The organism is Salmonella sp. SAL00670, assembly GCF_046552235.1.
In the GTDB taxonomy this organism is placed as follows: domain Bacteria; phylum Pseudomonadota; class Gammaproteobacteria; order Enterobacterales; family Enterobacteriaceae; genus Salmonella; species Salmonella enterica.
Genome location: NZ_JBGDUO010000004.1, coordinates 25,429 through 50,343 on the forward strand (window position 1 = coordinate 25,429; position 24,915 = coordinate 50,343).

The window sequence follows — 24,915 nt, forward strand, 5'->3', positions numbered from 1 at the left end:
GATATTAAAGCGCTTTAAGGAAATAATTGATGGCGGGGTCAGAATGTGTTTTGCCCGGCGGCGCTTCTGCGCTTACCGGGCCTGTGTTGATGCACATTTTGTTAAATGGCGAAGATCGCGTTTTACGTAAAGTTAAAATGAAATTGCTGTAATTTCACCTTTGCCTACAGAAGCGTAGTACCAGAATTCATCATTGATTTCTGCGTGCTTCATTTTTTCAACTGGAATCGTTTTCTGCCGTCCATTAACCGAGAGTGTGATCGAACCCGTTAGCTGCTCCCGGCTGATAATAGCGAAATCCCCGCGGGTGTTGCTATAAGCCGTCGTTTCATTGGAAAGGCTGTGCTTCGCTCCATTAGCGATTACAGAATAATCAAAATTGACTTTCTTTTTGAAAATAGCTTGTACATGATAATACTCGCCGTAAACAGCAGGATCATGGAATAAACCAAAATGACCACCGCTATTTTGCAACTTGACGAAATAATAGTCAGGGATGATAAACTTCTGTTTACCTGCCGCTATTTCTTTAGTAATGATTTCTTGTCTTACGATTTCCTGTCCGGCCGTTTTTTTATAACCGTTAAGCATCAATGAATAGGACCAAAGGAATACGATACCACAGAGGACAGTCACGGCAGTTACGCCGACGACTCCAGCCTTAACGCCACTTTTCAACAGGGCGTAAGCGATGAAGGAGATAGCTAAAAGGAAAAACATAAACGTACCGTTCATAACCCGATCGGGGTAGGACGGCGACGCGAACATGATTAAGGAAGTGCTAATACCTATACATACGACTAACGCAGCGCAGATAAGGGACGTTTTATCAATTTTGGCGCGAATCTGCTTATTGAATATGACCAGTAAGACCAGCAATAACAAAACAACATAAGCTATCCAGATCAGCGCCAGATGGTTATGAACGCGTTCTGTTAAGTGAATGAAAATACGTTCAAAAATCGGCCTTCCATACCAGAATTCTTTGCCGCTGGCGCGGATGAAATTGCCCGGAGAAAGTATCAATACGCATGAACCTGCGATTGCACAGAGACTATAAACTATCTTATTGCGCGAAACAGATTTGTTTTGCCATAACTCGTATGCAATGGCCAGAACAGAAATAAGCGAGACGAAAGGTGAGACGCTTTCATTGGAACAGCCTGCCATAAAGCTTAGTAATGCAACCCACGGGCTGATCGCTTTACTGTTTTTTATTGTTATGGTGTAAAAGAAGAACAGCCATGCAACAACGAACAGATTCGTCCACAAATAATTCGCAGCACCAACGATCCAGAAAGTGGTTTGACCCAAATTCGGGTTCGAAATCCAGTAAGTGAAGAATATTAGTGGGAATAATAAGTAGTCGGATTTATTCCAGCGTAATGTACCTGAGGGTGTCTTCACAATGAAATAACAAAATACCAGTGTCGAAACGGCAGCGCTGATGGAATACACGAGTTGAGAACGTGTATACAGGATGAGTGCGCTGGTGTAATCAGCTATAATCCTGCCACTCCATGTCATATAATGATGAAAATGTGATTCCGGCGAAATTCCTAAAAGGTAATAGCGGTAATCATCAGAGTGAATGGGGGTATACCATTCAATAAGAAAAATAGACAAAAAAGCCAGTAGTATCATCGCCGTTTTCGGTAATATCTTGAGCATAGTAATCATTATTCCATCATTGTTTTTTTGTTTTTCACGATATAGCGGGGTCTTTGCTTCACCTCCGTGTAAACGCGTCCGATATATTCACCCATGATGCCTATGCCGATAAGCTGGATGCCGCCTAAGAAGAGAATCGCGGTCATAAGCGAAGGATAACCAGGAACAGGGTTTCCCCACATCAATTTATCAATGATCATCCACATGGCATATATCAGGGAGAGGGCAGAAACGCTCACTCCTATATACGTCCAGATACGCAAAGGGAAAGTAGAAAAACTTGTAATCCCCTCCAGCGCCAGGTTCCAGAGTTTCCAGCCATTAAATTTTGAGCTACCTGCGACACGTTCAGCACGGGCATATTCGACAACATCTGTTTGACCTCCAACCCATGAAAGTATACCTTTCATGAAAAGGTTACGTTCTGGTAATAGCTTGATATTTTCTACAATCTCGCGCGACATCAATCGAAAATCACCGACATTCTCTTCAATCTTTGGCGTACTGATTTTGTTATGCAGCCTGTAGAACCACTCAGCGCTTTTACGCTTCAGGTGGCCATCCGTTGAACGATCGATACGCTTAGCCAGCACCATTTCTGCACCAGCCTGCCATTTATTGATCAAATGTGGGATTACTTCGATGGGATCTTGTAAATCAACATCGATAGGGATCACCACATCTCCGGTCGCGTAATCCAATCCGGCAAAAAGTGCAGGTTCTTTACCAAAATTGCGGGTAAATGAGATCGGAACAACAAGAGGATCGGCAACAGCTAATGCGCTGATGATTGATTCAGTCGCATCGTGACTCCCATCATTAACGAAGATAATCTCAACGTTATAAGGTTTAAGTGAACTGTATTCTCTGACCGTTTTATAGAAAATAGGGATCGCGTCCTCTTCATTAAAGACGGGAACCACTAATGAAATTTTCATTTCTCATTCCTGAAAACAATGAATCTGGAATATAAAAATCCGCAAATAAGGCTAATTGCGGAAAATACAATGAGCGTAAAAATGGGAGGCATAGCACACTTGTCGCCTGTCCATCCCACGACAGCGCTCAGCACGCCCATAAAACCGACGTACAGCAAATAACGTCCGGTTGATACGCTGGCTCCAAAGGTAAACCGGGCGTTAGCGAAAAAACTAAAACTGACAGCGGCAGCAAAGCCCGCTACGTTTGCCAAAGCCTGACTTGTTTGAAATCCATAGACGCAAAGGGCAAAGATAGCCCAATGCAAAGCAGTATTAAGTACGCCTATCGAAACGTACTTTATAAATAATTTTATCATTATAGCAATCAAGAAGTTGTAATTCAGCGAAGTCTACCAGACAAAACTGAGAGGATCATTCCTGAACAGCAGATTTTATGTAAACAGGGCGAAGTTAAAGTAAAAAATAACGCTAGTTTTCCAATATACATATATGCAATATTTGCAGCGCAAAGTGATTACATTTTCATCGGAAATAGCGCGCGAAAAGGGACTAATCACGTTGCGCTGAAAATAAATATCCTCCAGCAATTTGCCCGGTGGCGCTTCTGCGCTTACCGGGCCGGTGTTTATGCACCTTTTGCAGGCTGGATAAGGCGAAGCCACCATCCAGCAGCAATTTGCAGGTTAGTGAGAGTGGTGGTTAGAGTTGCCGCCGTTGTCCATCAGCGTGCCGCTGGCGTTAACGTGGCCGAGGACATTCACGTTGCCGGTAATCACCGCGCTGTTTCCGACGCCGCCGCTGCCTGCCATACCGCCAAGCCAGGTGAGTTTTTTCATCACGGTAACGTCGCCGGTAAAGGTGCTGAGCGGCGCATCGACGGTGACATTCAGCGCTTTAATGCCCGTATGGGGCGCTTCCACGTTGACATCTACCGCCTTGACGCCCACGGAGGTGGCCGCCACGTCTACGGTTTCTGATATCACCGTGACGTGCTGCGCCCTGACCTCTACTTGCGGTGAAGTAAGCTGCGTACGTTCCTTCACTTCAATGACGATTTTTTCTATGCCGCCGTTGACGGTGAGCTGGTGTAACGCACGGTCATATTCAAAGGCCGCGCCGTCGGAAAACTGCACGTAGCGCTTGTCGCGCGAGGCCAGCGGCGCGGTATCCACGCTGGAGTAGACCGCGCCCAGCACCACGCCATCCTCGCCGTTGTCGTCGAGCAGCACTTCGACCTGTTCGCCAATATCCGGCAACCAGTAATCTTTGTTGTCCTGCGTATTGCGTTGCAGCACCGCAAGCCAGTTACTGCGCAGGTTATCGCACTCCGGCAGAGTGACTCTGACGCGCACGACCGCCTCATCAATATCGCTGATAATGCCCGTCTGGCGGGTAACGCCTTTCATATTGCCTCCTTACTGGCTGGTTGCCGGTCCGCGTGAAATGTCGATTTCGGTAGTGTAGCCGCCGCTGCGCGTGAGTTTGTGCATGGATTTATCAATCAGCCACTGCCCGGAAAGTATGCCAAAATCGCTCAGTTCTATCTTGTTGCCCGCCGTCAACTGCGGGCAGCCCATCATGCTGAGCGTGCCGGTTTGCTGGTATTCGTTGTGGCTGTCCAGCGCGGCATTGGCTTTAGCCTGCGCCGCGCCGGTATCCGGAGCGCGACTGTTAATCTTCAGGGTATCGGCGCTGGTCGCCGCACCGCGCGCCGGGGCTTTTTCCTGGCTATCATGGGTGTAGATAACCAGTTCTTTTTGCTTGCTATTTTGATGTTGCACGGTGGCGTTTTTGTAGATCCGGTTGATGGTATCTTTGAACGTGTAGTGCGAAATATCCGTCCGCCTGAGCGTCTTCACCGGCGCCAGACAGCGTAGCGTCGGCAGATGCGAAAAGATCAGCTCCGTCGCCGTCACTTTCACGGTATAGCCATATTCACTCGCCAGCCGTTTGAGAAACGCCACATCGGTTTCGGCATATTGCGTGACCCGATCAATTGTCAGCGGCGCAATCTCGCCCACCAGCGTTAAACCATGCTTTTGCGCGATGCGACTGGCGATGGCGGAAAGCGTAGTCTCCTCAAAGCCCTGGCTGTTTTTGGTGCGTAGCGCTTTGCTGACCGAGGTGGCGATACCGTCGATATTGACCGTCGAAGGCGGCGCGCTGATATCAATTTTATCAATAACATACGTTCCACAATCGAGCAGGTCTTCCCCCTGGTAGCCCAGGTGCAGCGCCAGCGTGTCGCCTTTTCCCGGATACCATTCGTTCATCCAGCGCCCGGCGCTATCTTCCAGCGCAATGGCAATAACATCCGACTCGTTTTTAATGCTGTCGCTGTAGCTGATACTGGTGACATAAGGCGCGATATCGTAAGTGATATCTTTATGCCCGTACCAAAGGGTAAAAATGGGCCTCAGGGTGGCGAACACCCCGCCGGATACTGTTATCTCAGCCATGGCGGTAGCTCCGGGGTAGTTTGCGTAACGCTGATAACCGGGATGACCAGCCGCACGCCTGACGGTAAAACCGGCATAATAGCGACGTGCGGATTGGCCGCGATGATGCGTTCGTAGGCCAGGGCGTCGCCGTAATAGCGCCAGGCGAGATTATCCCAGCGTTCGCCGTCGGTGGTGACATGTTCAAGGTAGCGCATTACAGACTCCTCGTAATATCGGCGGCGGCAAGCTGGCTCACGTCGGGCGCGCTTTTTTGCAACGTGCCGCGCGCCTGATTGACCAGCGTCGCGGCGCTGTCGTAAGTCGCTTCCGCAACGCTGCTGGTGATGGCGTCAAACAGCGATTCGGCGTGTTCGATAAGCGTGCCGGCATCGCCCGCGCATTCGCGGATCCCCGGCAGGCTGTCGATCAGTTCCTGCATTTTCGCCGCCAGCGCTTTCGGCAGCCCGGCCAGCGTTTGCAAATCCAGCGGCTGCTGGAACAGCGCGTCTATCGAACTCATGGTTTTTTTCAGCGAATCGACGATATCGCCGCATTTTTCTTTCAGCGCTTTGGCTTCCTTCACCAGTTCTTTCGCCTGGGCGATCGTTTTTTTGATGTCATCAATGGCGTCGGCCACCTCATCCATCATCTCTTTGGCTTCACGCATACCCTCTTCAACGACGCTCAGCAGTTCATCGAACCAGGAATCGTTAACGTCGGGAAGCTCATCCAACATCTCGTCAATGTTCGGTTCCTGGGTGGTGATGGCCGGAGGCAGCAGCGGGCTCTTCGGATCGCCGGTGTACTCCTGTAGCGACAAACTGCCGCCCTGGGCAATGACGTTACCGTAAGGATCGGTGTGTTGGTGGGTAGCGGTCAGATCGGTAATCACGAACCAGCCGCGATAATCGCCGTTGCCGAACACCAGCGCCATCGCCTGGTGCGCGGTCATCGCTTCCCGCAGACGGTTCAGCTCGGTGGTCGGCTGGCAATACTGACTATGAAAGTTGAATTTCAGGGTGATTTTGTCCAGCTTATCGCCGATAAATTGCACGCCCGGTTTCCCTTCAATACGGGCATGGCTGGTGTAATCCACGCCCATCGTACTTTCAAATTCGTCCCAGTAAGCGACGACGTCAAATTCTATTTCGCCTAATACGGCATACATTATGCGTACTCCCGGCGCCGTTGTTGCGCCATGACATCGTTAATCATTCTCTCCAGCTCGCGTTTGCTCAGCGACAGCACGTTGTTGATATCTTTGGCGGCATTCGCGCCGCTTCCCTGCACGGTAACCTGCGGGGAAAAGTGTACCTGCACGTTGCTTTGCGCGCGGGAGGGCAGCGTATAAGGTTTCCCGCCGGATTTGCCGGGAAGCGCGGCTGGCGTCGGCGGCGTGGCGGCGCTTTTCGTCTTCACAGGCTGCGGCGAGGCCATCGTTTTGGCCGAGGTTGTCACCGCTTTCGCTCCCGATGCCAGCGGCGCGCTGGCCTGTTGCGCGACCATTGTTCCGGCAATACCGGGGACGGCGGCGGCGACAGACGGCATTTCAGCGCTGATGCCCAGCGCGCTTTTCGCCCAGTCGGGGATCAGCGCTTTTATCTTCTCAATCGCCCCGCTCAGGAAAGGAAGCGCATTCAGAATGCCGTTGATCAGGCTATCGAGAATATTGCCGCCAAATTCGCTGAAACTGGCGGGGAGTTCAATGCCAAACCAGTCCAGTACGCCGGCGAAGGCGCGGTAAAACAACCCCAGCGGCGACCAGTCGAGAATCAGACGCGTGACGCCGGCAATGCCTCCGTCAAAGGCGGTTTTGATGCGCTCCCAGACTCCGGCAAAGAAACCGGAAATCGGTTCCCAGTAGCGATAAAGTAAATAGGCGGCGCCTGCGATAGCGGTGATAGTCAGGCCGACAGGGTTCATCAGCAGCGCCCGACCCAGCCAGATAAACGTCTGGCCGACCAGCCGTAGCCCTTTTATCAGGCCGTTTCCCAGCAGCATCGTCAGGCTTTTCGCACCGTTGCCAAACGATTTCAGAACCGACAGCGCGCGACTGCCGCCGCCCAGCGCCAGACCGGCTTTGACCTTCAGGAAGATATCGATCAGGCGAATAAACGGTGACGCAATGAGGTTTGCTCCCAGCCTGAGAATATTCAGCGCCCCGTTGAACAGCCAGATAACGCTAACGACTTTAGCGACCCCTTGCACCAGCGCCGGATTTTCCCGCAGCTAGGCGCTGAACTGCCGCACCAGCGGCGTGATGCTTTGCGCCAGTTCGCCAATGGCGGGCATCAGTTCCAGGCCGACGGTCAGCCACAGATCGTTAAGTGAAAGTTGTAACGCTTTGGTCTGTTCTCCGGGCGATGTCATTTTCGCGGCGAAGTCATCATCAATAACATGTTGCCCCGCCGCCTGCATTGCGGAGGCTTTTAGCTGGCGATATTCGTCCATATTCGCCAGCATCGGGGCGAGAAAATCCCGCGTTTGCGCATCGCCGAACATCGCGCCGAGGTTAAATTTCTCCACCATGGCCTGTAGCGCGTCGCCGCGCGCGGAAAGATCCTCAATCTTCATGGTTTGCCTGAAGGTGTCGAGGATCTGCGGGTTCATTTTCTCCAGTTGCATCTGCACGATGTGGGTCATCGCTTCCGTCACGCCGATCCCATTTTGCTGATGCTCCAGCAGCGATCCCTGAAGATCCACGCCCTGGCGGGCAAACCAACTGTCCGTCTCTTTCGAGAAGGCGGATTTCAGGAAATGGTCGAAATTCGCTGCCGCCGCGCCTGCGTCAGGGGCATTTTTCATGGCGATTTGCATCGTTGCGGTCAGTTCCGCAATGCCTTCTTTCCCCTGAGCGCCGGTTTTTCCGGCAAAGGCGTTAATCCACTGGGTTTGCTCTGCAACGGAGCCGCCGCCGCTTTTTGCCACGCTGTACAGCATATTTTGCGCAAAACGGAAGTCGTCAGGGGCGATGTTCAGTTTGTCGCGAGTGGCCAGAGCCGCCTGCGCCCAGCTTTGCGCGCTGTCGCGGGAGGCGGTCGCGGCTTTGGCGATATCGGGCATGTAGCGGCTAAGATCCTGCAATGCGCTGACGCCGCCTTCGATCATCGTGGCGGCGGTGCTTTGCAGATCTTTTTGATCTTGATTGAAATCAAGGCTCCAGTCGCGGATATTCAGGCTCAGGGCGTCCCGCGCGGTGTTATCCATGCCGCCCTTCGCCGCCATATCGACCATGTTGCCCTGAAATTCGTAAGGCAGCTTCCAGTCGGGAGTCTCAACGTTCAGGAGCTTGCCGAGCTGTCCGGCGAACGTTTGTGTTTTTTCCAGCAACCCGGCGCGCTGTTTATCGTTCTCTTCCCGGCGAAGGGCGGAGTTAGCGAGCTGTTGCGTAAGCCGGGTGACTTTTGTTTGCTCAAAGCTGAGCGTGTGCAGCGTGCTGGCGTTGAGTGAGCCGTAACGGGCTATTGCCTGCGTCAACGTCTCATTACGCGCCTGAAGCTGGGTAATAATGTCGTTGGCCAAAATAGTGTCTCGTATAAGTTGCCCGGTAACAGGCTGCTTGCCGGAAAAAGGACAGGGAAGGAGTGAACCGGGCTTGGGTCAGGAAACCCGCAGGCATTAAGCCTGCGAGTCGTATTCGTGTTTAATTTGCGCGCTGGCTTCGTCCAGCCAGCAGGTAAAATCGTCAACCGACAGCGCGTCAATTTCACTGGGCGGAAAGCGAAACCACCTCGCCAGCAGCGCCATTGCCTGCCACAGTTGCTGTGGGTTCTGTAGCCATGCTAAGCATGGACTGAAATCGTTTCTGCAATGCCTGATAGTCCAGCAGATCCATTTCCGCCAGATCTTCGGTTACCAGCCCGGTCATAGCCGCCATCAGCGGCTCATCCCACTCTTCCGGTTTATCGCTGGCGCGTCGCGCGGCGCGCATATCTTTTACCTTCAGGCGACGTAATTGCAGAACGTCGATACGTTCCCCGGCGGCGGAGGTAAACGGAAATTGCAGGGTATATTTTTCGTTCATGGTGTAGTCCTTATTCGTCGTGTTAAATTCGGGGCCGTAGCCCCGAAGTAATTAACCGCCAATATTATTGCGGTAGGCATTTAATTGATCCGCGCCATTTACGCGGAAAATATTCGCCAGATAATCCAGTTCAAGAATCGTTTCACCGTCAACCACCTGTTTAATATAAGTGCAGCCGAAGGCGCTGCTAAATTCCGGGTTTTCATTCTGTTTAAACGTTCCCAGCGGGTTCTTTTTAAACATTACGGTCATATGCGTCACCAGCGCTAACTGATCCGCTTTACCCTGCGAGTTATAACAATCGATGCTGGAGCGGCACTGCAATGCCACCGCCTGCCACGGATTTGCCGTTTTACGCATGACGTCGTGGTAAAACGAGTTCCATTTAATTTCACCTTCCAGTTTGTCAAAACCGGCAGGCAGTTCAATTTTACCGACCATCCCCAGCGCTTTATGCTCCTGCATAATCATACTGATATCAGGCAGTTTAATTTCACTCGCGCGACCTAAAAGATTATTACCAGCAAGATAAATATTGGCGTTGGTAATACGGTTAATTTGAATTTTTCCAGCCATTAGCGATTGCTCTCCAGAGAAACTAAATATTCAGAGGTAATTTCGGTTTCAAACGTCAGACGTTCCAGTGGCGGCGGCGGGGTGAATTTGTAGCTCAGCAACAGATGCCCGGCTGCCAGTTCAGTCTGTTCGTTACGCGCCGGGTCGTACCAGCATTCAAAGCCCAACAACGCGCCGTCGGCAATCAGCTTGCGGCCCCAGGTGTTCACCGATTCGGTCAGCGCGTCGATCAGCGCTTGGTTTATCGGCATATCCATATACTGCTGGCTGAAATAACGAATCGATTCGTTGATTACATCGCCGGTACGGCGCACGTTCTCAAAGTTACGCATATGAGTAACCGTCGGCCAGGCGGCGGTACGGTTGCCCCACAGGCGCAAACCGGAGCCATAGCTGTTGAAGATGGTGGTGATGCCGTTTTCATTCAGTTGATTCACTTCGCTTTGCGGATCGTCGATCATCGCTGACAGCGAGCGCTCTACGCCGGTAATGCCCTGAATTTCCTGATTGGAGTTGCTCCACCAGAAGCCTTTTTCCAGATCCACTTTGGCACGCAGGCCAGCGGCGCGGGAGGAGAGCGGCTCCAGGACTTCGCTGTCCGTCGCGCTGTCGTACACTTTAACGTGCGGATAGCACAGACGCGCGCGATCGGAACTGGTATTGAAGTTAATCGCCCCCTGCGGGCCGCGCCCTGCCAGAACCTGCTGGAAAGTCGTGCCGATGGGCGCATCAATGTAGGTAATGGCTCCCAGCGCTTCTGCCTGAGCGATAAGCTTAACGGCGACCGAGTTTTGCGTACAAAAGACCGGCGCAATCAGGATCTTTGCGTAAAAACCAAACTGGTTCCAGGTGTCCTGTAACAGCTTCATGCCGGTACGGTCACCCGCGGTGTTTACCGCGCCAATAATATCGGCGGCAGTCACTTTGGTGGGGTCCGCGTAAGTATAATTTACATAGGCCTGAGCGCCGGGTTTCAGGTTGGTCCCCATGCAGGTGATTTTACCGGTCAGCATATCAATGGTGTAATCGGTGCCTTTGATATAAGCGTTTCCGGCGTTCGTGCTGCGGCCAATGTTCATCGTTTGCACGGCCCCGTGCTTGAGTTGAATCTGACCGTTGTCATCAACCTTCACGGTTTCACTGGGAATGGTACTTTTGTGTACCGCCGGATTCAGCACGTTAATCACCACGACCGTCCCCGCGCCGTGATCGTAGATCGCCTTCAGCGCCTGCGGGATGGTGAAATTTGCCAGGCCTGGGCCAAACTGCGCCGCGTCGCTTTCAGAAAGGCACAGCGTTGGCTGGTTAACCGGGCCGCATGGCGCGGTGCCGATCAGACCAATAACCGCAGATTTAACCGCCTTAACCGGACGTGGGCCGGTTTCGATCTCAATGGTCTCTACACCGTGCAGGTAATTAGCTGCCATGGACAATTTCCTCTTCATTAGTTTCTACTTCTTGCGTAACCACTGGCACCAGGTGACGGCGGGCAATCATGGTGATTACCCACTCGTTATCTTCCGGCAGCGAGATTTCGCTATTGGGCCACAGTAAGACTTCCTGACCGTCGGCGAGCGTGACGCCGCTTGCCGGGCCACTGTAGATATATTTCATTGAATTTCCTCATAATTAACGATTGTCAGCAGGGGGGAGTCCTTGCTTTCCTGTTCCGCGATAAACAGGGTGCTGGCGGTCATATCCAGGGAGTAACGGCAGAAGTTTGCGGCGTCGCCGATATATTTTTCGCTTTCCAGCCAGAGCGGACGATCACAGTCGGGAAGTTCAATGCCCCCCAACGAGCGATGTAGACAATCCAGCGCGTTTATCGCGTCACTTATTTGCGGAACAATAACGGTGGCGGAAATCCGGATTAGTTGTTTTTGTACCGTGGCATCCGTATTTTCTGGTTCGGCAAAAACCGATCCGCGGTAGTGGATTAATACCGTTATCTGCTGTACGTTTGGGACATACGCTTTCGGATCTGCCGATGAAATAAGTACATCCATATCGGGATTTAATTCACGCAGCCGATTTGCGACGGTATTTACAACAGATAATGTTTCCATATACGCTTTCCTTAATTCGCCAGGAGAGGAGATATTCTCTCTCCGTCACAGTTCGGAGGTATTTTGGCGTATCAGGCGTGAGGCGTCTTTTAATCTGTTTTAGAGAAAAAAGTTAAAACAAATAAAAAATCCCCGGCGTATAAACGGCGGGGATTTATTTAAAGATTACCTCGTTGGATCAGTTCTATTTTGCTATATAGCGCATCCAGTTTTGCTTCCAGAACGGCCTGGCCGCGAAGATAATCCTCGCGGCGGACATAATGCAGCGGTAAATCGGCGCGGAACTCCAGAAATTCCCTCTCCAGCCTGGACCAGCCTATTTCTGATTCGCGCCGGGCAGCTTCCAGTGCTTCAAAACGTTCATTCAGCCGTTTTCCAATTTGCGCCAGCAGCAATTTACCGGCAGCAAACATTAATCCAACAAACGAAAGTAAGAGGGAGATGACTTCCCAAAAATCGATACTGAGTTTCATTACTCCCTCTGATTAATGAATGCAGCTAGCCTGCCCCCATTGCAAATAACGGGGAGCATGTTGGTATAAAATCGCTTTGGGATAGTGACGATTCTCGCGCCAGTTTGCGGCGCTGCGCCCGGCGTTAACGCGTTCTACATGTTCAAACCAGATGGACGCATTCAACCCCTTTGCGGCGGCCAGCTTTTTATCTCTGTTCACCCAGCCTTGCCCGCCGTTATAGGCGCTCAGAGTAAACGCCATCCGCTGGCAGTTATCCTTCGCGACCAGGCCGTTCCAGAGTTGATGGTCATACTGTACCAGCGCGCGTATCGCCCAGGCGGGATTAAACGGCTTGTTCTTGCGAAGCGCTGGGTACAACTGGCTTACCCATTTTGCCGTTGCAGGCATAAATTGCGCCATACCCTGCGCGCCAGCCGGAGAAAGCGCGTCAGGCGCCCAGCCGGATTCCTGATGTAGTTGCCCGGCAAAATCAGCAACGGGGGCGTTAAGCCCCCAGATTTCGCGCGCGGTACGAATCACTTCGTTGCGCCATTGCAGGGAAGCGCGCGGCGGTTCGGCAGCGTCGGCAGACAAGAAAGTCATAGCGCAGACCAGGCATACGTATTGATAACGCATCGTTACAGCCCCAGCGCGACGGCAAGGCAAATTGCCGCAACGATGATCGCGCGACGAATCATCGCAGCGGCGCAGCACAGCGATTCTTCCCAGGGGCAAAAGGAGTCGGGACGCGCCCAGGGGAAAAGACTGCGGTCGAGCCAGTAACCCAGCACCGCTGATAACGAAACCAGGCTGAGTTTATAGATGACGACCGGAATTTGCGCTGATGATGTCCAGCCGATAAGCGCAAACAGTACGACAGAGGCAATCAGCCAGCCGGAAAGTCGGGGAACAATAATTTTTCGCATACTCTATCTCCTGATAATTGAGAGAGAAGTATCGCTTTTCCCCATAGTGGAAGAACGAAAAGGGCTTTAATAAATAACTTTAAAAAATGTTTAGCGCATGGCGTCAAATGCCAACAAATAAACGAATAAATAAAGCTTTCGGGGAGGGGGTAGAGGTTGCCTGCGGAGAGTCAGTATGTGTCTGCGGCAGGCTACGATGGCGGTATTGCTGCGTCATAATAATCTTTGATTAAAATTATCTTATTGATTTTTAAAGTCAGTTTAAAAATTCACGCGATCGTGAGGAAAGCGATCTTTTTGATCGAATGCAGAAAAAAATGCAAAAAATTAACTGTATATACATACAGTATTGTGTAAAATGATGACATCAGTGAAGGCTTACTTCACCTATAAAATAAATACATATTATAAATTGAAAGCGATATATACATTCTTTTAATTTATAATTAAATGTCGTTGATAGTAAATATTTATATATATTTTTAATATATTGATAGGTAGTTATTGCACCGTTTTTTACGCTTCCCTTTTTGGTGCCGTCACGGGGAGCATGGTGCTGGATATGGAGATAAAATATGATTCAGAAATCAAAAGAAATGGTTCGGCTTCCGGAGATTATTAACGATCTGGCGTTTCATGCGTCGCAGGTACTTATTGAAAGCATGAATATTGATAGCGCGTCAGCCGAAAATGCCGGTCAGGCAATTGCTGACAGAATGATGCGCAACTGGGGCGGGCAAAGCATTTATTTCCCCAAAGGTATCTCTGGTCGAGCCTCGGAACGGGATTATCAGATTTACAGCGAGTGCGATGGGCGTAATTATGCGGAGCTGGCCAAAAAGTACAATTTGACACTGCAGTGGATCTATAAAATCGTTAAGCGGGTCCACACGGAAAAACAGCACCAGCGGCGTATGCTGTAAGCGATATCGGGTACGGCGTATAGCGACAAGCGCTATACGCCGGGAGCTGCGACAGGCCGGATAAGGCGTTTGCGTCGCCATCCGGCAGCGTATTGCCTGATAGCGCTCACCCGCTGCCGTGTCAGGGCGATTATTCAAATAAGTTCTGATGTAGCTTTTGCACCACTTTCTCGGCATCGTCTCCCGGCACGAGGAAGCACAGATTGTGGCTGGAGGCGCCGTAACAAATCATGCGAATGTTGAACGGTTCCAGGACGCCAAACACTTCTTTACCAACACCGCAGGCTTTTGACAGGTTGTTGCCAATCAGCGCGACCAGCGCCAGTCCTTCTTCGACTTCGACCCGACACAGCGCGGAAAGCTCCATCAATAAGGATTGGGTCAGTAACGTATCGCCCGTGGAGGTGGAGCCGGTAGTATCCAGCGTCAGCGCAACGCTCACCTCCGAAGTGGTAATCAGATCTACCGAAATATTATGCCGCGCCAGAATGCCGAACACCTCTGCCAGGAAACCTCGCGAGTGCAGCATATTCAGGCTGTGCAGCGTCAATAGCGTTTGATTGCGGCGCAGCGCCAGCGCACGGAACAGCGGCGGGTTTTGGGTTTTATTGCACACCAGCGTACCGCCCGCTTGCGGATCTTTACTGGAGCCAACGAAGACCGGGATATCGCTACGCACGGCCGGGAGTAAGGTGGCTGGATGCAGTACTTTTGCGCCGAAGGTTGCCATCTCCGCCGCTTCTTCAAAGTCGATTTCATCAATTCGCTGCGCGACGGGCACTACGCGCGGGTCGGTGGTGTAAATACCGGGCACATCTGTCCAGATATCAACCCGCGCGGCGTGGAGCGCTTCAGCCAGCAACGCTGCCGTATAGTCGCTGCCGCCGCGGCCTAACGTCGTGGTGCGGCCTTTGCTTTCACTGCCGATAAAGCCCTGAGTAATGACCAACGTTTCGCTCAGGCGCGGGAGCAACTGCTGCGCGGCCAGTTCCGCAAGCGCTGCGACGTCCGGTTCCGCACGACCAAAGCGATCGCTGGTACGCATCACTTTGCGCACGTCGAACCAGTGGGCCTGTACGTCGCGTTCACGCAGGATCTCAACAAATAGCAGGGTAGACATCAGCTCGCCGTGGCTGACCAGTTCATCGGTCAGGGCTGCCGATGTCGCCAGCGATGCCGCCTCCGCCAGAATAGTGATGTTTTCCAGCAGGCGTTCAATCTCTTCGCGAATGACATTCGGATGACGCAGACGATCAAGGATATCGAACTGGATTTTACGGATGGCGTCGAGCGTAGCGAAACGTTCGCCAGGCTCCATCCCTTCGGCCAGCGCCACCAGCAGATTAGTGATGCCGGCAGACGCGGAAAGCACGACTAAACGAACATTGGCGTCGGAAAGTACGATATCCGCGCTACGGTTCATGGCGTCAAAATCAGCGACGCTGGTACCGCCAAATTTGGAAACAACGATCTCTGTCATATCAACCTCGTGTCAGGAAATGAAAAACGCGACCATGGCACAAGGGCAGAACAGAAACCGGTGCAGGCGCAAATGCAAGTAACGTATTTATAAATAAAAGTTGTGGCCTGGACTGTCAACGTTGGGATTATGCGGATTTTTTATGCTGAGTTTAGGCTCAGTAACAGCGCTTATAACCCCGATACCCATTTGCCGCCTTTCTGCACCTCGAATTATTTAGGGTATATACTTTTTATCCTCATTCGACAGTGCCTGGGGCAACGGCACTAAAACAATCACACTTTTCTGTGACTGGCGTTACAATCGATCCCAGTCACAATTCTCAAATCAGAAGAGTATTGCTAATGAAAAACATCAATCCAACGCAGACTTCTGCCTGGCAGGCGCTCCAGAAACACTACGATGAAATGAAAGACGTTACGATCGCTGAGCTTTTCGCGAACGATAGCGACCGTTTCGCTAAATTTTCCGCGACGTTTGACGATCTGATGCTGGTGGATTTCTCCAAAAACCGCATCACCGAAGAGACGCTGGCAAAATTACAGGATCTGGCGAAAGAGACCGATCTGGCCGGCGCGATTAAATCCATGTTCTCCGGCGAGAAGATCAACCGCACCGAAGACCGCGCCGTGCTGCACGTGGCGCTGCGTAACCGTAGCAATACGCCGATCATCGTGGACGGCAAAGATGTGATGCCGGAAGTGAACGCCGTGCTTGAGAAGATGAAAACTTTCTCGCAAGCGATTATCTCCGGTCAGTGGAAAGGCTACACCGGTAAGGCCATCACCGACGTGGTGAACATCGGTATCGGCGGTTCCGACCTCGGCCCGTTCATGGTGACCGAAGCGCTGCGTCCGTATAAAAACCATCTGAACATGCACTTCGTCTCTAACGTCGATGGCACCCACATCGCTGAAGTGCTGAAGAAAGTGAACCCTGAAACCACACTGTTCCTGGTCGCTTCTAAAACTTTCACCACCCAGGAAACCATGACCAACGCCCACAGCGCGCGCGACTGGTTCCTGAAAAGTGCAGGCGATGAAAAACACGTGGCGAAACACTTTGCTGCGCTCTCCACCAACGCCAAAGCGGTCGGCGAATTTGGTATCGACACGGCCAATATGTTCGAGTTCTGGGACTGGGTCGGCGGTCGTTACTCGCTGTGGTCTGCCATCGGACTGTCCATTATTCTGTCCGTCGGTTTCGACAACTTTGTCGAGCTGCTTTCCGGCGCGCACGCGATGGACAAGCATTTCTCCACCACTCCGGCGGAGAAAAACCTACCCATTCTGCTGGCGTTGATTGGCATCTGGTACAACAATTTCTTCGGCGCGGAAACCGAAGCCATTCTGCCGTATGACCAGTATATGCACCGTTTCGCCGCCTACTTCCAGCAGGGTAACATGGAATCCAACGGTAAATACGTTGACCGTAACGGCAACGCCGTGGATTACCAGACAGGCCCAATTATCTGGGGCGAACCAGGCACCAACGGTCAGCACGCGTTTTATCAATTGATTCACCAGGGTACTAAAATGGTGCCGTGTGACTTTATCGCCCCGGCTATCACCCATAACCCGCTATCCGATCATCATCAGAAGCTGCTGTCTAACTTCTTCGCGCAGACCGAAGCGCTGGCGTTTGGTAAATCCCGCGAGGTGGTTGAGCAGGAATATCGCGATCAGGGTAAAGATCCGGCGCAGCTTGAACACGTTGTGCCATTCAAAGTGTTTGAAGGCAACCGCCCGACCAACTCTATCCTGCTGCGTGAAATTACGCCGTTCAGCCTGGGCGCACTGATTGCGTTGTATGAGCATAAAATCTTTACGCAGGGCGTCATCCTGAACATCTTTACTTTCGACCAGTGGGGCGTTGAGTTGGGTAAACAGTTGGCTAACCGTATTCTGCCGGAGTTGGGCGATGATAAAGCTATTTCGTCCCATGATAGCTCTACTAACGGTCTGATTAACCGTTATAAAGCCTGGCGCGCCTGATGGCACTGCGCTTATCCGGTCTACGTAATGCATAGCGTCTGTAGGCCGGGTAAGGCGTTTCGCCGCCATCCGGCAAAAAGAGAATAAGATAATAAAAAGGCCGATATTCACATCGGCTTTTTTTATAAGATAATTCCGCTTGTCCGTCTTTATCCCCACAGTTTTATATTGAGCTTAATCCTAAAATAAGCAATAACCAGAAAATTACTCTGCGTTATTTTCAGATTATACGGATACTGATGTCTTTTAGTTTAATTTTAACTTATTGATTTTATTTGTTTGTTAATTAAATAATGTAGGCGTTACTTCTTTAAAGTTTAATTATCCTAAAACTTCGATGTTATTTCTCCCGGACATAATCCGCCTGCTTTGGTTGTGTATACTCGGTAGCGCCCGAAATTCTTTTGGGTAAATCTCCATTCATTCAATGAAGGGAAATTATGATGAAAAAAGTACTGTATGGCATTTTTGCCATAACCGCGCTTGCGGCGACATCTGTCTCGGCAGCCCCCGTTCAGGTGGGTGAAGCGGCAGGGTCGGCAGCGACGTCGGTATCGGCGGGAAGCTCCTCCGCCACCAGCGTTAGCACCGTAAGTTCGGCGGTGGGCGTCGCGTTAGCGGCAACCGGCGGCGGCGATGGTTCCAATACCGGGACCACGACCACCACGACCACCAGTACCCAGTAGTATCGGTACGTTTAACCATAACCACACTCCGGTGTGGTTATTTTGCCCCTCTGGAGAAGCGTCGTGAAGCGACTCGCACTTATCCTGATTTGCCTGCTATTACAGGCGTGTTCGGCCACCACTAAAGGCCTGGGCGATTCACTGTGGGACAGTTTGTTCGGTACGCCAGGCGTACAGCTAACGGATAACGATATTCAAAACATGCCGTATGCCAGCCAGTACATGCAGCTTAACGGCGGTCCTCAACTGTTTGTGGTGCTCGCTTTCTCGGAAAACGGGCAGCAGAAATGGGTGACGCAGGATGGCGCGACGATCGTGACGCAGCATGGCCGTCTGGTCAAAACTCTGCTCGGCGGCGACAACCTGATCGATGTGAATAATCTGGCGACCGACCCGCTGGCGAAACCAGGACAGATTATCGATGGCGCGACCTGGACTCGCACCCTGGGCTGGACCGAACATCGCCAGGTGCGTTACGCCACCGCCCGTTCCGTTTTTACATGGCGAGGGACCGATAGCGTTAGCGTCGGCAGTGAAGAGACCGCCGTGCGGGTGCTGGATGAAGAAGTGACGACCGATCAAACGCGCTGGCGTAATCGCTACTGGGTTGATAGCGAAGGCCAAATTCGCCAGACGGAACAGTATCTGGGCGCGAATTACTTTCCGGTGAAAACCACGCTGATTAAGGCGGCAAAATCATGATGAAAAGGACGATAAGCGCGCTGGCGCTGGCCTTTGTCGCGTCATCCGCCTTTGCCAGCGGCACTGTTACCGTTTTTACCCAGGGTAATAGCGAGCCTAAAACGCTGACAGACGCTGAGCGTCTGCTCGATTTAGTCGGACAGCCGCGCCTGGCAACGAGCTGGTGGCCTGCGGCGGTGATAGGCGAAGAACAGGCGACCGTGACGGCGCGTCAGCAGCAGCAGGAACTTCTCGGGCGACTGGCGGCGCTCGGCGCTGAGGAAGACGGCGATGCGGCGGCGGCGATAAACACACTGCGCCGACAGATTCAGGCGGTGAAGGTGACGGGCAGACAATTCGTGAATCTTGATCCTGACGTGGTGCGGGTGAGCGAACGTGGTAACCCGCCGCTGCAAGGTCACTACACGCTCTGGGTCGGGCCGCAACCCACGCAGGTGACGCTCTTTGGCTTGATTAGCCAGCCGGGCAGCCAGCCGTTCGTCCCTGGGCGGGACGTCGCCAGTTATCTTGAGGATCAGCGCTTACTCAGCGGCGCGGATCGTAGCTATGCCTGGGTGGTTTACCCTGATGGACGCAGCCAAAAAGCGCCGGTGGCTTACTGGAATAAGCGTCATATCGAGCCGATGCCCGGCAGCATTATTTTTGTCGGTTTTGCCGATTCCCTTTGGCGCGGCACGCCGGAGGCGATAAATGCCGACATTCTTCATACCCTGACGCAGCGGATACCGGAATAATGAAAAAAACACATCTGCTCAGCGTGCTGGCGCTGGGTATTAGCGCGGCCTGCCATGCCGAAACATATCCAGCCCCTGTTGGACCTTCACAATCTGACTTTGGCGGCGTGGGCCTGCTGCAAACGCCGACAGCGCGTATGGCGCGTGAAGGGGAGATGAGTCTGAACTATCGCGATAACGATCAGTACCGCTACTACTCGGCTTCGGTTCAGCTTTTCCCGTGGCTGGAAACCACGTTGCGCTATACCGATGTCCGTACGAAAAAGTACAGCAGCGTGGAATCATTCTCCGGTGACCAGACTTACAAAGATAAAGCGTTTGATGTGAAACTGCGGTTGTGGGAAGAGAGTTACTGGATGCCGCAGGTGGCGGTTGGCGCGCGCGATATCGGCGGGACGGGGCTGTTTGATGCGGAATATATTGTAGCGAGTAAGGCCTGGGGGCCATTTGATTTTTCATTAGGTCTCGGCTGGGGCTATCTTGGCACCAGCGGCAATGTGTCTAATCCTTTCTGTTCGTATAGTGATAAATTCTGTTCGCGTGATAACAGTTATAAAGAGGCAGGTTCCGTCGACGGTAGCGATATGTTTCACGGCCCGGCTTCGCTGTTTGGCGGCGTGGAATACCAGACCCCGTGGCAACCGCTACGCCTGAAGCTGGAGTATGAAGGCAATAACTATCAGCAGGATTTTGCGGGTAAACTGGAACAGAAGAGCAAGTTTAACGTCGGCGCCATTTACCGCGTCACCGATTGGGCCGACGTTAACCTCAGCTACGAGCGCGGCAACACCTTTATGTTTGGCGTTACGCTGCGCACCAATTTCAACGATTTACGTCCCGCGTATCATGACAATTCACGCCCGCAATACCGACCACAGCCGCAGGATGCCATCCTGCAACATTCGGTAGTGGCTAATCAATTAACGTTATTGAAATATAATGCCGGTCTGGCGGACCCGAAAATCCAGGTCAAAGGCGATACGCTGTACGTTACCGGCGAACAGGTGAAGTACCGCGACTCCCGTGAAGGGATCGTGCGCGCTAACCGGATCGTCATGAACGATCTGCCGGAGGGGATCCGCACGATCCGCGTGACGGAAAACCGCCTTAATCTGCCGCAGGTCACCACTGAAACCGATGTCGCCAGCCTGAAACGCCATCTGGAAGGCGAACCGCTGGGACATGAAACTCCGCTGGCGCAAAAACGCGTGGAGCCGATCGTGCCAGAGAGTACTGAACAGGGTTGGTATATCGACAAGTCGCGCGTTGATTTTCATCTTGATCCCGTGCTGAATCAGTCGGTAGGCGGCCCGGAAAACTTCTATATGTATCAGCTGGGCGTAATGGGAACTGCGGATCTGTGGGTCACGGATCATCTGCTCACCACGGGCAGCGTGTTTGCCAATATCGCCAACAACTACGACAAATTTAACTACACCAATCCGCCGAAGGACTCGCATCTGCCGCGGGTGCGTACGCATGTCCGTGAGTATGTGCAGAACGATGTTTATGTGAATAACCTACAGGCCAACTACTTCCAGTATTTTGGCAATGGTTTCTATGGGCAGGTCTATGGCGGTTATCTGGAGACCATGTTTGGCGGTGCCGGGGCGGAAGTCCTGTATCGCCCGGTAGACAGCAATTGGGCGTTTGGCCTGGATGCCAACTACGTGAAACAGCGTGACTGGCGTAGCGCGCAGGATATGATGAAGTTTACCGATTACAGCGTGAAGACCGGACATTTGACCGCATACTGGACGCCGTCGTTCGCCCAGGATGTGCTGGTGAAAGCCAGCGTTGGTCAGTATCTGGCGGGCGATAAAGGCGGTACGCTGGAGATCGCCAAACGCTTCGATAGCGGCGTCGTTGTCGGCGGTTACGCGACGATTACCGATGCGTCGCCGGATGAATATGGGGAAGGGGATTTTACCAAAGGCGTATATGTTTCCGTGCCGCTGGATATCTTCTCGTCCGGCCCAACCCGAAGTCGTGCGGCAATTGGCTGGACGCCGCTGACGCGTGACGGTGGTCAACAGCTTGGCCGTAAGTTTGGCCTGTATGATATGACCAGTGACAGGAGCGTAAATTTCCGTTAATACTCAGGCCGGATAAGGCGTTCACGGCGCTATCCGGCAAATTATCTTATTGAACAAAATATAAACATAAATAAAAAATATAGATGCCCGTCACATTTGTGCGTTATACAGAAACCTCGCCGCAGAGAAAGAGGGGGCTGTTATGATGCCATTATCGCGCTCACGTCTTGAGTTTATCGCCACGATTTTACAAAACGTACTAAATTTGGGGCTGCTTACCCTCGGCCTGATCCTGGTCGTTTTTCTCGGTAAAGAGACGGTTCATCTGGCGGATGCATTATTCGTGCCTGAGCAAGCCAGCAAATATGAACTGGTGGAAGGGCTGGTGATCTACTTTCTTTATTTCGAATTTATTGCGCTGATTGTGAAGTACTTTAAGTCTGGCTTTCACTTTCCGCTGCGCTATTTCGTGTACATTGGGATCACGGCGATTGTGCGCCTGATCATTGTCGATCATAAAACGCCAATGGATGTATTACTCTATTCGGCGGCGATCCTCCTGTTGGTTATCACGTTGTGGTTATGTAATTCGAACCGACTACGGCGAGAATAGGCGTCGCCACACCGTAACGGACGTATGGCGTGGCAATAAATCAGCTGCTGTCTATAACGCATAAAAAAAGCGCTCCGAAGAGCGCCAAAATACGACCATAAGTGGGGATAACATAACTTGAGGGCAGTGGCATTGCCCGTTGCCGGGCAGGTACTTCGATAAAACTTAACCTTTCACACCCCCAGCCGTCAGGCCGTTGACCAGCCAACGTTGCGCCAACAGGAACACCAGGGTGATAGGAATAGCTGAAAGGACGGCGGCGGCGGCAAAGTCGCCCCACAAATAGTTTTGCGGGTTGAGATATTGCTGCATACCCACGGCCAGCGTATAGCTGTCCACATCGCGCAGTAACAACGAGGCGACCGGAACTTCGGTAATCGCTGCGATGAACGACAGAATAAACACCACCGCCAGAATCGGTACGGAAAGCGGCAGCAGCACCAGGCGAAACGCCTGCCACGGGGTTGCGCCATCCAGCGCGGCGGCCTCTTCCAGCGAACTGTCGATAGTTTCGAAGTAGCCTTTAATCGTCCAGACATGCAGCGCGATGCCGCCAAGATAGGCGAAGATCACGCCGCCATGCGTATTCAGACCGATAAATGGAATGTATTGTCCCAGGCGATCAAATAACGCATACAGCGCTACCAGAGACAAAACCGCCGGAAACATCTGGAAAATCAGCATCCCTTTGAGCAGTGTTGCTTTACCTGGAAAACGCATTCGTGCAAAAGCGTAGGCGCAGGTGGTGGAGAGCGCCACGATGCCAATGGCGGTAATACCGGCGATTTTCACCGAGTTCCACAGCCACAGCAGGACCGGGAAGGGAGGCGGCGTTACCCGACCATCCGCATGTTCCACGCTGAAACCCAGCGCCAGCCGCCAGTGTTCCCAGGAGATTTTGTCCGGGATCAGGCTTCCGGTGGCGAAGTTCCCTTCACGTAGCGAGATAGCGATGACCATCAGCAGCGGGAACATAATCGCCGCGATGAAAATCAGCAGCCCCAGGTGCGTGATGAAGAGACGTAATTTTTGAGATTTGGGTTGGACCATAGCCATTGTTATTATCTCCCTTAATCAAACTTCATACGCGTGGCTTTCAGGTTCACTATTGCCAGCGCGCCTACCAGCAGGAAGATCAGCGTGGCAATGGCCGCCGCCAGACCGAAGTCCTGACCGCCGCCGCCTTCAAAGGCGATACGGTAGGTGTAGCTGACGAGCAAATCGGTATAACCGGCAGGCGTGGTGGTGCCGAGACGGTCTGGCCCGCCGTTGGTCAATAACTGAATCAGGACAAAGTTATTAAAGTTAAAGGCGAAGCTGGCGATCATCAGCGGCGTTAGCGGCTTAATCAGCAGCGGTAAGGTGATCTTAAAGAAATTCTGAAACGGACCGGCGCCGTCCATTGCGGAGGCTTCGTACAGGTCATCCGGAATCGCTTTCAGCAGTCCCATGCACAGGATCATCATGTAGGGATAGCCCAGCCAGGTATTCACGATAATCACCATTGCCCGCGCGGTGTTGGGGTCGCTGAACCAGGCAGGTTTAATGCCAAACAGCGCGCTCAGCATCATATTGATTTCACCAAAGCTTTGGTTGAATAACCCTTTGAAAATCAAAATTGAAATAAACGACGGTACGGCGTAGGGCAGAATCAGCAGGACGCGGTAGATAGCTTTACCTTTCAGCGCTTCCCACTGTACGAGGCAGGCCAATACCATCCCAACCGCCACGGTTAACACCACAGTGAGGACCGAAAAGACCACGGTCCAGACGAAGATAGCGAAAAAGGGCTTCTGGATCCCTTCGTCGGTAAAGACGCGCGTAAAGTTTTTCGCGCCGATAGTAACGGTATAACCAGGACTGAGTTTTTCATCACCCCAGCTTCCGTCGGCGTTGATCGACTGATAATAACCGCTATCGTTGTTTGGCCGGTATTTTACGCCGCTCTGGTTATTGGTAAGCAGGCCGTCATCAGCCAGTGTGTACAGCGGACGGGTACCGGAAAACTGACGCAGCGAGCTCATAATCACTTTGCTTTCATCCGGCAGGACGGCGGTTATCTGGTTCAGCGCCAGACGGTTCTGGGTGATTATCCGCAGATTGGCGCGTTCGCCGCCCGGCAGGGCATCGGTCTCTTTCAGCTGTAATTTTTGTTCGCCGCCGAAGGAAAATGCGTCAGACAGGTAATGTTTGCCCGTTTCGCCGTCGGTGAGGGCCAGTTGCCACTCGTCGCCGGTCGGGTAAAGACCGAAGTTATAGGTTTTTCCTGCCTGATAAGAACGGTCCATCAGCACTTGCTGGGCGCGTTCAAAGGTGAGCTGGTTGGTGCTGCTGTAGTTAGTAAAGGCGATGGCGATGGTGCACACCAGCGGGAATAGCACAAACAGCCCCATGCCGGCGAGGCCAGGGTAAACGTAGCGCCAGGCGTAGGTTTTACGATTTGCGAAAATATACAGGCCAGCAGAGCTTAAAATCAGCGTCATGATGGCGAACAGATACTCCCCTTGTACGTACATTAAAACTACAAGGTAACCCACCAGCAGGCCCAGCAGACCAATTACTGACCATTTAAGCTGGTCGCTTTGCCACCAGTGTTTCTTTTTAATGACATCCATGGGGGTTTTCCTCTACAGCGTTGAAACTTCCT

Annotated in this window: 26 protein-coding genes and 1 pseudogene; 7 read left to right on the plus strand and 20 right to left on the minus strand. The window is 52.2% G+C overall.

Annotation, left to right across the window (positions count from 1 at the left end; all coding sequences use genetic code 11):
• Window positions 1–132 precede the first annotated feature (132 nt).
• The 17 genes and pseudogenes from ACLJRS_RS14070 to ACLJRS_RS14150 all read right to left on the minus strand — a co-directional run bounded on the left by ACLJRS_RS14070 (window position 133) and on the right by ACLJRS_RS14150 (window position 13,100).
• On the minus strand, window positions 133–1,680 hold the full coding sequence (locus ACLJRS_RS14070; RefSeq protein ID WP_000632054.1) for a DUF6056 family protein: 1,548 nt from the start codon (window positions 1,678–1,680) through the stop codon (window positions 133–135).
• Window positions 1,680–2,609, minus strand: a complete 930-nt coding sequence (locus ACLJRS_RS14075; RefSeq protein ID WP_000703634.1) for a glycosyltransferase family 2 protein — start codon at window positions 2,607–2,609, stop codon at window positions 1,680–1,682. Before ACLJRS_RS14075 ends, ACLJRS_RS14070 begins: the two co-directional genes overlap by 1 nt.
• Window positions 2,606–2,968 carry a GtrA family protein gene (locus tag ACLJRS_RS14080; RefSeq protein ID WP_000593181.1) on the minus strand — a complete coding sequence of 121 codons (363 nt, stop codon included), beginning with the start codon at window positions 2,966–2,968 and terminating at the stop codon, window positions 2,606–2,608. The genes ACLJRS_RS14075 and ACLJRS_RS14080 overlap by 4 nt, the downstream gene beginning before the upstream one ends.
• 327 nt (window positions 2,969–3,295) lie before the next feature.
• The gene (locus ACLJRS_RS14085; RefSeq protein WP_000679391.1) at window positions 3,296–4,018 is read right to left on the minus strand and encodes a phage baseplate assembly protein V; all 723 of its coding nucleotides are present in this window, start codon (window positions 4,016–4,018) and stop codon (window positions 3,296–3,298) included.
• Between the two features lie 9 nt (window positions 4,019–4,027).
• Window positions 4,028–5,071, minus strand: a complete 1,044-nt coding sequence (locus tag ACLJRS_RS14090; RefSeq protein WP_001673856.1) for a phage late control D family protein — start codon at window positions 5,069–5,071, stop codon at window positions 4,028–4,030.
• The gene (locus ACLJRS_RS14095; protein WP_001269717.1) at window positions 5,059–5,268 is read right to left on the minus strand and encodes a tail protein X; all 210 of its coding nucleotides are present in this window, start codon (window positions 5,266–5,268) and stop codon (window positions 5,059–5,061) included. The genes ACLJRS_RS14090 and ACLJRS_RS14095 overlap by 13 nt, the downstream gene beginning before the upstream one ends.
• Window positions 5,268–6,221, minus strand: a complete 954-nt coding sequence (locus ACLJRS_RS14100; RefSeq protein WP_000271422.1) for a phage tail protein — start codon at window positions 6,219–6,221, stop codon at window positions 5,268–5,270. The genes ACLJRS_RS14095 and ACLJRS_RS14100 overlap by 1 nt, the downstream gene beginning before the upstream one ends.
• A pseudogene (locus ACLJRS_RS14105) lies at window positions 6,221–8,575 on the minus strand (phage tail tape measure protein). Before ACLJRS_RS14105 ends, ACLJRS_RS14100 begins: the two are co-directional and overlap by 1 nt.
• 96 nt (window positions 8,576–8,671) lie before the next feature.
• The gene (locus tag ACLJRS_RS14110) at window positions 8,672–8,800 is read right to left on the minus strand and encodes a GpE family phage tail protein (RefSeq protein WP_001185654.1); all 129 of its coding nucleotides are present in this window, start codon (window positions 8,798–8,800) and stop codon (window positions 8,672–8,674) included.
• Complete coding sequence (locus ACLJRS_RS14115; RefSeq protein ID WP_001003642.1) at window positions 8,760–9,077, minus strand: phage tail assembly protein; 318 nt, start codon at window positions 9,075–9,077, stop codon at window positions 8,760–8,762. The genes ACLJRS_RS14110 and ACLJRS_RS14115 overlap by 41 nt, the downstream gene beginning before the upstream one ends.
• A 51-nt stretch (window positions 9,078–9,128) precedes the next feature.
• Window positions 9,129–9,653, minus strand: a complete 525-nt coding sequence (locus ACLJRS_RS14120) for a phage major tail tube protein (RefSeq protein WP_000907491.1) — start codon at window positions 9,651–9,653, stop codon at window positions 9,129–9,131.
• Window positions 9,653–11,080, minus strand: coding sequence for a phage tail sheath family protein (locus ACLJRS_RS14125; protein WP_000729847.1), 1,428 nt, complete (start codon window positions 11,078–11,080; stop codon window positions 9,653–9,655). The genes ACLJRS_RS14120 and ACLJRS_RS14125 overlap by 1 nt, the downstream gene beginning before the upstream one ends.
• Window positions 11,070–11,267: a hypothetical protein gene (locus tag ACLJRS_RS14130; protein ID WP_000875314.1), complete on the minus strand. Its 198-nt coding sequence runs from the start codon at window positions 11,265–11,267 to the stop codon at window positions 11,070–11,072. The genes ACLJRS_RS14125 and ACLJRS_RS14130 overlap by 11 nt, the downstream gene beginning before the upstream one ends.
• Window positions 11,264–11,719: a Gp37 family protein gene (locus ACLJRS_RS14135; protein WP_000449441.1), complete on the minus strand. Its 456-nt coding sequence runs from the start codon at window positions 11,717–11,719 to the stop codon at window positions 11,264–11,266. Before ACLJRS_RS14135 ends, ACLJRS_RS14130 begins: the two co-directional genes overlap by 4 nt.
• 158 nt (window positions 11,720–11,877) lie before the next feature.
• A complete protein-coding gene (locus tag ACLJRS_RS14140; RefSeq protein ID WP_410957833.1) occupies window positions 11,878–12,192 on the minus strand; it encodes a hypothetical protein in 315 nt (104 codons plus the stop codon).
• Window positions 12,193–12,204: 12 nt separating this feature from the next.
• A complete protein-coding gene (locus tag ACLJRS_RS14145; protein ID WP_001270439.1) occupies window positions 12,205–12,810 on the minus strand; it encodes a lytic transglycosylase domain-containing protein in 606 nt (201 codons plus the stop codon).
• A gap of 2 nt (window positions 12,811–12,812) precedes the next feature.
• Window positions 12,813–13,100 carry a putative holin gene (locus ACLJRS_RS14150; RefSeq protein ID WP_001226439.1) on the minus strand — a complete coding sequence of 96 codons (288 nt, stop codon included), beginning with the start codon at window positions 13,098–13,100 and terminating at the stop codon, window positions 12,813–12,815.
• A 575-nt stretch (window positions 13,101–13,675) separates the two neighbouring features.
• Here ACLJRS_RS14150 and ACLJRS_RS14155 point away from each other — a divergent pair.
• Entirely contained in the window at window positions 13,676–14,023 is a 348-nt protein-coding gene (locus ACLJRS_RS14155) for a Mor transcription activator family protein (protein WP_000615248.1), read from the plus strand.
• A 130-nt stretch (window positions 14,024–14,153) separates the two neighbouring features.
• On the opposite strand, the gene lysC is transcribed toward ACLJRS_RS14155, so the two are convergent.
• Complete coding sequence (gene lysC, locus ACLJRS_RS14160; protein ID WP_000136394.1) at window positions 14,154–15,503, minus strand: lysine-sensitive aspartokinase 3; 1,350 nt, start codon at window positions 15,501–15,503, stop codon at window positions 14,154–14,156.
• 344 nt (window positions 15,504–15,847) lie between these two features.
• On the opposite strand from lysC, the gene pgi reads away from it, so the two are divergent.
• The 6 genes from pgi (at window position 15,848) to psiE (ending at window position 22,268) form a co-directional block, all read left to right on the plus strand.
• On the plus strand, window positions 15,848–17,497 hold the full coding sequence (gene pgi, locus ACLJRS_RS14165; RefSeq protein ID WP_000790025.1) for a glucose-6-phosphate isomerase: 1,650 nt from the start codon (window positions 15,848–15,850) through the stop codon (window positions 17,495–17,497).
• A gap of 443 nt (window positions 17,498–17,940) precedes the next feature.
• Window positions 17,941–18,183, plus strand: a complete 243-nt coding sequence (yjbE, locus tag ACLJRS_RS14170) for an exopolysaccharide production protein YjbE (protein ID WP_001541297.1) — start codon at window positions 17,941–17,943, stop codon at window positions 18,181–18,183.
• Window positions 18,184–18,246: 63 nt separating this feature from the next.
• A complete protein-coding gene (locus tag ACLJRS_RS14175) occupies window positions 18,247–18,885 on the plus strand; it encodes a YjbF family lipoprotein (RefSeq protein WP_000824812.1) in 639 nt (212 codons plus the stop codon).
• Window positions 18,882–19,619 (plus strand): capsule biosynthesis GfcC family protein, encoded by a 738-nt coding sequence (locus tag ACLJRS_RS14180; RefSeq protein WP_000977968.1) that lies wholly within the window; start codon window positions 18,882–18,884, stop codon window positions 19,617–19,619. The genes ACLJRS_RS14175 and ACLJRS_RS14180 overlap by 4 nt, the downstream gene beginning before the upstream one ends.
• On the plus strand, window positions 19,619–21,715 hold the full coding sequence (locus ACLJRS_RS14185; RefSeq protein WP_000750804.1) for a YjbH domain-containing protein: 2,097 nt from the start codon (window positions 19,619–19,621) through the stop codon (window positions 21,713–21,715). Before ACLJRS_RS14180 ends, ACLJRS_RS14185 begins: the two co-directional genes overlap by 1 nt.
• Before the next feature lie 142 nt (window positions 21,716–21,857).
• Window positions 21,858–22,268 (plus strand): phosphate-starvation-inducible protein PsiE, encoded by a 411-nt coding sequence (gene psiE / locus ACLJRS_RS14190; protein WP_000982750.1) that lies wholly within the window; start codon window positions 21,858–21,860, stop codon window positions 22,266–22,268.
• A 165-nt stretch (window positions 22,269–22,433) separates the two neighbouring features.
• On the opposite strand, the gene malG is transcribed toward psiE, so the two are convergent.
• Window positions 22,434–23,324 (minus strand): maltose ABC transporter permease MalG, encoded by an 891-nt coding sequence (gene malG / locus ACLJRS_RS14195; RefSeq protein WP_001252081.1) that lies wholly within the window; start codon window positions 23,322–23,324, stop codon window positions 22,434–22,436.
• Window positions 23,325–23,338: 14 nt separating this feature from the next.
• On the minus strand, window positions 23,339–24,883 hold the full coding sequence (malF, locus tag ACLJRS_RS14200) for a maltose ABC transporter permease MalF (RefSeq protein WP_000382573.1): 1,545 nt from the start codon (window positions 24,881–24,883) through the stop codon (window positions 23,339–23,341).
• Window positions 24,884–24,915: the final 32 nt, after the last annotated feature.

Bases quoted from the DNA above. Each gene is read 5' to 3' on its own strand.
- ACLJRS_RS14070 (WP_000632054.1), bottom strand. From the start codon at position 1,680: ATGATTACTATGCTCAAGATATTACCGAAAACGGCGATGATACTACTG.
- ACLJRS_RS14075 (WP_000703634.1), bottom strand. From the start codon at position 2,609: ATGAAAATTTCATTAGTGGTTCCCGTCTTTAATGAAGAGGACGCGATC.
- ACLJRS_RS14080 (WP_000593181.1), bottom strand. From the start codon at position 2,968: ATGATAAAATTATTTATAAAGTACGTTTCGATAGGCGTACTTAATACT.
- ACLJRS_RS14085 (WP_000679391.1), bottom strand. From the start codon at position 4,018: ATGAAAGGCGTTACCCGCCAGACGGGCATTATCAGCGATATTGATGAG.
- ACLJRS_RS14090 (WP_001673856.1), bottom strand. From the start codon at position 5,071: ATGGCTGAGATAACAGTATCCGGCGGGGTGTTCGCCACCCTGAGGCCC.
- ACLJRS_RS14095 (WP_001269717.1), bottom strand. From the start codon at position 5,268: ATGCGCTACCTTGAACATGTCACCACCGACGGCGAACGCTGGGATAAT.
- ACLJRS_RS14100 (WP_000271422.1), bottom strand. From the start codon at position 6,221: ATGTATGCCGTATTAGGCGAAATAGAATTTGACGTCGTCGCTTACTGG.
- ACLJRS_RS14110 (WP_001185654.1), bottom strand. From the start codon at position 8,800: ATGGCGCTGCTGGCGAGGTGGTTTCGCTTTCCGCCCAGTGAAATTGAC.
- ACLJRS_RS14115 (WP_001003642.1), bottom strand. From the start codon at position 9,077: ATGAACGAAAAATATACCCTGCAATTTCCGTTTACCTCCGCCGCCGGG.
- ACLJRS_RS14120 (WP_000907491.1), bottom strand. From the start codon at position 9,653: ATGGCTGGAAAAATTCAAATTAACCGTATTACCAACGCCAATATTTAT.
- ACLJRS_RS14125 (WP_000729847.1), bottom strand. From the start codon at position 11,080: ATGGCAGCTAATTACCTGCACGGTGTAGAGACCATTGAGATCGAAACC.
- ACLJRS_RS14130 (WP_000875314.1), bottom strand. From the start codon at position 11,267: ATGAAATATATCTACAGTGGCCCGGCAAGCGGCGTCACGCTCGCCGAC.
- ACLJRS_RS14135 (WP_000449441.1), bottom strand. From the start codon at position 11,719: ATGGAAACATTATCTGTTGTAAATACCGTCGCAAATCGGCTGCGTGAA.
- ACLJRS_RS14140 (WP_410957833.1), bottom strand. From the start codon at position 12,192: ATGAAACTCAGTATCGATTTTTGGGAAGTCATCTCCCTCTTACTTTCG.
- ACLJRS_RS14145 (WP_001270439.1), bottom strand. From the start codon at position 12,810: ATGCGTTATCAATACGTATGCCTGGTCTGCGCTATGACTTTCTTGTCT.
- ACLJRS_RS14150 (WP_001226439.1), bottom strand. From the start codon at position 13,100: ATGCGAAAAATTATTGTTCCCCGACTTTCCGGCTGGCTGATTGCCTCT.
- ACLJRS_RS14155 (WP_000615248.1), top strand. From the start codon at position 13,676: ATGATTCAGAAATCAAAAGAAATGGTTCGGCTTCCGGAGATTATTAAC.
- lysC (WP_000136394.1), bottom strand. From the start codon at position 15,503: ATGACAGAGATCGTTGTTTCCAAATTTGGCGGTACCAGCGTCGCTGAT.
- pgi (WP_000790025.1), top strand. From the start codon at position 15,848: ATGAAAAACATCAATCCAACGCAGACTTCTGCCTGGCAGGCGCTCCAG.
- yjbE (WP_001541297.1), top strand. From the start codon at position 17,941: ATGAAAAAAGTACTGTATGGCATTTTTGCCATAACCGCGCTTGCGGCG.
- ACLJRS_RS14180 (WP_000977968.1), top strand. From the start codon at position 18,882: ATGATGAAAAGGACGATAAGCGCGCTGGCGCTGGCCTTTGTCGCGTCA.
- ACLJRS_RS14185 (WP_000750804.1), top strand. From the start codon at position 19,619: ATGAAAAAAACACATCTGCTCAGCGTGCTGGCGCTGGGTATTAGCGCG.
- psiE (WP_000982750.1), top strand. From the start codon at position 21,858: ATGATGCCATTATCGCGCTCACGTCTTGAGTTTATCGCCACGATTTTA.
- malG (WP_001252081.1), bottom strand. From the start codon at position 23,324: ATGGCTATGGTCCAACCCAAATCTCAAAAATTACGTCTCTTCATCACG.
- malF (WP_000382573.1), bottom strand. From the start codon at position 24,883: ATGGATGTCATTAAAAAGAAACACTGGTGGCAAAGCGACCAGCTTAAA.